At 45.7% G+C, this 3,667-nt stretch carries 6 protein-coding genes; all 6 read right to left on the bottom strand.

Annotated elements, in window-relative coordinates; genetic code table 11:
• On the bottom strand, nucleotides 1-193 hold a 193-nt coding region (locus IBX40_11980), incomplete at its 3' end, for a hypothetical protein (protein ID MBE0525030.1).
• A 13-nt stretch (nucleotides 194-206) separates the two neighbouring features.
• On the bottom strand, nucleotides 207-851 hold the full coding sequence (locus IBX40_11975; GenBank protein MBE0525029.1) for a hypothetical protein: 645 nt from the start codon (nucleotides 849-851) through the stop codon (nucleotides 207-209).
• Between the two features lie 120 nt (nucleotides 852-971).
• The gene (locus tag IBX40_11970) at nucleotides 972-2,189 is read right to left on the bottom strand and encodes a hypothetical protein (GenBank protein MBE0525028.1); all 1,218 of its coding nucleotides are present in this window, start codon (nucleotides 2,187-2,189) and stop codon (nucleotides 972-974) included.
• Nucleotides 2,190-2,696: 507 nt separating this feature from the next.
• Nucleotides 2,697-3,107: a phosphate-starvation-inducible PsiE family protein gene (locus IBX40_11965; protein ID MBE0525027.1), complete on the bottom strand. Its 411-nt coding sequence runs from the start codon at nucleotides 3,105-3,107 to the stop codon at nucleotides 2,697-2,699.
• A gap of 155 nt (nucleotides 3,108-3,262) precedes the next feature.
• Nucleotides 3,263-3,514 carry a phage terminase large subunit gene (gene terL / locus IBX40_11960; GenBank protein ID MBE0525026.1) on the bottom strand — a complete coding sequence of 84 codons (252 nt, stop codon included), beginning with the start codon at nucleotides 3,512-3,514 and terminating at the stop codon, nucleotides 3,263-3,265.
• On the bottom strand, nucleotides 3,477-3,667 hold a 191-nt coding region (locus IBX40_11955; GenBank protein ID MBE0525025.1), incomplete at its 5' end, for a hypothetical protein. The genes IBX40_11955 and terL, both read right to left, overlap by 38 nt.

Below are 3,667 nucleotides of genomic sequence, written 5' to 3'. Positions count from 1 at the left end.
AATCGGAGATCTCATTAATCAACAGGATCTGGCTATTACCCATAGGTCCTATCCTGCGTGCAACAGGCAGAAACTCTTCGTTCTCTGTATTGTACAGCATGTTCTGATGGATGAACAATGTCCCCACTGTTCCATCCACTGCACCATTAACGAACTGGAATGCAAGCGCTGCCTGGTTCTTTGCTCTTACCATTGCTATCCACTCCTTACAGGCTTAACCCCAGGCAGTCTTTCAGGACCTGTTTGTTCATTGCCGCAACCTGTGCAATGGCCTCATCTATCCGTGTTGTACTCCTGCCCTGTGTCTGAGCAGTTGCTTTGTGTTCTACAAGCTGCTCACCTATCTTTTTGAGCTTGGCGTTGGCCTCAACACCTGATGAGGATGCCTGTTCGGGATTGTCCCTTAATGAATCCATGACGTGTTTATTCACTTCCTGCGCCTGGTCCATTAATTCCAGGACCTTGTTTAACAGCGGATTGGCTGAACTCATTATAACACGCTGCACGGTCTTGATCTCGGCAGGCTGGCTCCACAGGATATGCTGCAATATGGCCAGATCCTCTTCTCCGACTGCTTTTCTGCCGTTGAGGTACGCATGTGCTTTCAGGATATCCAGGCTCTGCTTATACCGCCGGTCCGAGTTGATCACGCCTTCTTTTTTGAGTTCGTTCCTGACCTGGATGATATGGTCCAGTATCTCATCCGGAACAAGGACTGCTTTTGCCTCTTCCTGCGCTGTTTTTAACTCATCTATGGTCAGGGTAGCAGGTGCCGGATTGTTGCTGTCTATGAGCATCATCTGCTTAAAATCGCTGTCGTCCGCTATGTACGGGACAACGTATCTGAGCATGAACCGGTCGTACAGTGCACCGAGCTCTTCGCCTTCCGGGAGAGAAATATTCTGCGCAGCAGTCTTAGCAGCTTTGTGCGGTAGATCCTTTCTGCCTTCCTCAGCTGCAGGTCGTGTGATCTATTCATCTGCTGGTTTATCTTCCGGGAAGCCGAGTGATTGTCTGTATTCGCCCTGTGTGATGTCATCGTTCAACCTGGCATCGGTCAGAGTGTTGTAATCCACATAGGGCACGTCCAGTTTATCGACTTCGATATGGACTACGCCCGGTTCCTGGCCGAAGAAGGCTAACTGCCTGTCTATGCTCTCTGACTGTATGGTCTCCCTGACAAGTTCCTGGATGCTTTCCAGGATGATGTAGCAGTCTTCCTTTGCGAGGTAGCCGCTGGCATAGGTGCTGCCTTTGGTATTACCCATCGAGATGGGGCTTTGCAGAAGCCCGATAAGGATATCTGTCTGGTAGCTCTCTTTCATCTCCTTGACATCGGGTGCATGTGTACCGGCGATTGTGCTAACCTGGGCACCGCCGGTAACAAAGTCCTGGTTGGGTGACATTTTCTGGAGCGCTGCTATGGAATCTTCAAGAAGTTCTTTTGCCTTTTCGTATTTCCCTTCTGCTCTTAGCGTCTCTACCAGGGGCAGGTTGACATGCAGCCGGCCTGCACCGTATCTTCGCATGTTGCTTGAGAAGCCTTCTGTGAGATCAGTGTGGTTCTTGAGCGTTCGTGTGAGGGGTTCCAGGAGTGAGACGCCGTACAGGCCGTAGGTCTCTCTTCCGAGGATATCCTTGGTGAAATAGCCTTCGTGGAACAGGCGGATGAGTGCGAACTCGTCCCGGTCCATTTCGGTATGTTTGTTCTTGCCGGCTTCGGATTCCATCAGGACAGCTTTTTCGACATCGCCTTTCAATAGTTCCCTGACTTTCTGGCCGGGTGTGATACCTTCGGGTAACAACGTGGTGTACTGCATGGGCTGGATATGGATTGTCTCGATGCCGGTCTTTTTGTTCACTGGCAGGTATGCTACAGCTGTACCGTCCCTGACTGCGCAGCGGGCTATGTTCTGGGCTTTGTTCCTGAGCTGGATTTTATGGGCCCATTCGTTCATTTCTTTCTGGATGGTTTCTGCGCCTTCTACTGCATCCAGTCTAAACCCTGAGACGATGGACAGGCCGAGTTTTGCCAGTGGCATGAAGGCGTGTGGGGTCAATAAGCTGAGCTGGGAATATCTGAGGAACTGGTTCTTGTTGTCTATCCTGTATTCACCGAACAGGGTTGTATTGCCGGTCTGGTCCCTGGGTTTTAGGTCATAGGCTGAGCTGGCGCCCAAAAGCTGCATTGTGGTGGCGATGAGGTGGTCGAGTTCGGCATTTGCGGCGGCGTCTAATGTGCTCACTTTCCGCAGGTATCTGAATATTTTGAATAATTTATCCGGTTAATGGTTTTACATATCTCTAAAATATTATATTTATACTGTGGATATATATATATAAGACATGTTTTTAATATACGATTTGCCAACTTCGGCAGAAAATAGATATGCATTTTTCCTAACCATTTCTATAAAAAAATTCGAAAACCACAATCATCCGGCATTAATCAATGTTTAAAAAAAAGATTTGTTTTCAAAATTTACCTGCGGAATATAAGATGTGGATTGGTCTGGCATGGGGGGTAGTCAGGCGGGATGGGTAATAAAGGAGGGTTAGGGGGGATGGGTGGCGTTGTTTGGAAGGGGGAGGGATACTATAAAACGACGGATAAAAGCATACATTTCAAAGTCTGTTAAGTGTTTAAATTTATTACACCATAACGCAGCATAATGATTTATAAGATGAAAATATTATTAGTTTTCTCCTTCAGGTATTGTAGATTTATTTAAAATATATAATCCAAAGATTGTTATGGCAAAAATAAATCCCATAGCAATAATTTTTAATGCGTCAGCTTCTTTGAAATTTATAACAATTATCTCTCTTCCAACTGCTGTTAAAACAGTGATAATAATTAAATTCGGATCTAATGAATCTTCTATTAAAAATCTTATAGTTAGTGTCAATAGTTCTAACAGTATCAGACCTGTCATTACATGACTTACAGCCTCCTCTGAGAGTGTAACTGGTGGGTGAAAAGGATTCTGAATAAAGTCATACAATACATAACAAAACCTCAAAATAATCATAATAGCAATAACAATAGCTATTATTTTTATGGGAATATCTATTATTTTCAGTAAAATCTCCTCCCTTACTGACATAGAAGTCAGATCTTTTTCAGCGTAATATTTTATTTCCCCCCCCCCCTTTATTATCTTTGCTTCATTTACTCTTGCTTGATTGTATCAAGCGATGTATTCATTGAAATATATTTATTAGCATTTTTCTGCTGCATTTGATATCCTTGTATTATTTGTTATATCCCTATAATAAAAGGCTCGGATTCATCCTCAGCAAATGTCTCCACCAGACACCGTGCCGCATAGCTTGTAACATCCACCTGGTCATCATGAGTCCCTTTATCAAAGGCCACCAGTTCATCCTCATACTCAGGCAGCCAGTGTGCGTCTTTCCTGAAATAGATCGAGCCGGATTCCATCCTCACAGCTGCCGGTCTTGCCCGTGTTACTTTATCCAGGTCCCCGCCCGTACTCAGCAAATCCCTCACATCTGTATTCCCCGAACAGGGTGGTATTCCCGGTCTGATCCCTGGGTTTCAGGTCATAGGCTGAGCTGGCACCTAAAAGCTGCATTGTGGTGGCGATGAGGTGGTCGAGTTCGGCATTTGCGGCGGCGTCTAATACTTCCTGATCTGGCATGG

Source organism: Methanosarcinales archaeon (genome assembly GCA_014859725.1).
In the GTDB taxonomy this organism is placed as follows: Archaea; Halobacteriota; Methanosarcinia; order Methanosarcinales; family Methanocomedenaceae; genus Kmv04.
This window is presented reverse-complemented; position numbering and strand designations above follow the sequence as displayed.

Bases quoted from the DNA above. Each gene is read 5' to 3' on its own strand.
- IBX40_11965 (MBE0525027.1), bottom strand. From the start codon at position 3,107: ATGTCAGTAAGGGAGGAGATTTTACTGAAAATAATAGATATTCCCATA.
- IBX40_11970 (MBE0525028.1), bottom strand. From the start codon at position 2,189: ATGCAGCTTTTGGGCGCCAGCTCAGCCTATGACCTAAAACCCAGGGAC.
- IBX40_11975 (MBE0525029.1), bottom strand. From the start codon at position 851: ATGCTCAGATACGTTGTCCCGTACATAGCGGACGACAGCGATTTTAAG.